The sequence below is a fragment of the Streptomyces laurentii genome (assembly GCF_040635425.1).
Taxonomy (GTDB): Bacteria; Actinomycetota; Actinomycetes; order Streptomycetales; family Streptomycetaceae; genus Streptomyces; species Streptomyces laurentii.
The window spans coordinates 1-1,457 of sequence record NZ_JBEYHT010000133.1 but is presented as its reverse complement, the minus strand read 5'-3'; the positions used below and the strand labels follow the sequence as shown (position 1 = coordinate 1,457).

General features: G+C 70.8%; 1 protein-coding gene. It reads right to left on the bottom strand.

Annotated features, from left to right (window positions below):
* The coding region (locus ABZ693_RS36095) for an aldehyde dehydrogenase family protein (protein WP_359885721.1) at nucleotides 1-1,394 on the bottom strand (1,394 nt) is incomplete at its 3' end.
* Nucleotides 1,395-1,457 lie beyond the last annotated feature (63 nt).

Genomic DNA, 1,457 nt, shown 5'->3' with positions numbered 1-1,457 from the left:
GCCGGGTAGGCGTGGTAGCAGTTCGTCCAGACGCGGCCGGCCTGGATCGCGCGGCCGGCGCGGTAGGCGGTCGTGGTGTCGCGGGTCCAGACGCCGGCGCCGAGGCCGTAGAGGGTGTCGTTGGCGGTGCGCATGGCGTCGTCGAAGTCGGTGAAGGAGGTGACGGCGACGACCGGGCCGAAGATCTCCTCCTGGAAGACCCGCATGCGGTTGTCACCCTCGAAGATGGTCGGCTGGATGTAGAAGCCGCCCGCCAAGTCGCCGCCGTGTTCCATGCGCTGACCACCCGTCAGGATCTTGGCGCCTTCCTGCTGGCCGATCTCCAGGTACGACAGGATCTTGTTCATCTGGTCGGCGGAGGCCTGGGCGCCGATCATCGTGTCCGTGTCCAGGGGGTGGCCCGGCACGATGCGCTCGGTGCGATCGACGGCCGCCTCGAGGAAGTCGCGGTAGTGGCCGCCCTGGACGAGGGCGCGGGAGGGGCAGGTGCAGACCTCGCCCTGGTTGAGGGCGAACATCGCGAAGCCCTCCAGTGCCTTGTCGAAGAAGTCGTCGTCCGCCGACGAGACGTCGTCGAAGAAGATGTTGGGCGACTTGCCGCCGAGCTCCAGCGTCACCGGCTTGAGGTTCTCCGCCGCGTACTGCATGATCAGCCGGCCCGTCGTCGTCTCGCCGGTGAACGCGATCTTCGCGACCCGGGGCGAGGACGCGAGCGGCTTGCCCGCCTCCTCGCCGAAGCCGTTGACGATGTTGATCACGCCCGGCGGCAGCAGGTCGGCGACCAGGCTCATCCAGTAGTGGATGGAGACGGGCGTCTGCTCGGCGGGCTTGAGGACGACCGCGTTGCCCGCGGCCAGCGCGGGCGCCAGCTTCCACACCGCCATCAGCAGCGGGAAGTTCCACGGGATGATCTGCGCGACGACGCCCAGCGGCTCGTGGAAGTGGTACGCGACGGTGTCGTCGTCGATCTGGCTCAGCGCGCCCTCCTGGGCCCGCAGCGCGCCCGCGAAGTAGCGGAAGTGGTCGATGGCGAGCGGGATGTCGGCGGCCAGCGTCTCGCGGACGGGCTTGCCGTTCTCCCAGGTCTCCGCGACCGCCAAGGCCTCCAGCTGCTGCTCCATGCGGTCGGCGATCCGCAGCAGGACCTGCGACCGGTCGGCCGCGGACGTACGTCCCCAGGCCGGGGCGGCGGCGTGCGCCGCGTCCAGGGCCCGCTCCACGTCCTCGGCGGTGCCGCGCGCCACCTCGGTGAAGGCGCGGCCGTCGACCGGGCTCGGGTTCTCGAAGTAGCGCCCGCCCGCCGGAGCGACGTACTCGCCGCCGATCCAGTGGTCGTACCGGGTCGCGTACGACATCAGCGAGCCCTCGGTGCCGGGTGCGGCGTAACGGGTCATGAGCGTGGCCTCCCTCGGACCGCGCCGGCCGTCCCTGGCCGGCGGTCGGTATCGAGTCTGCGC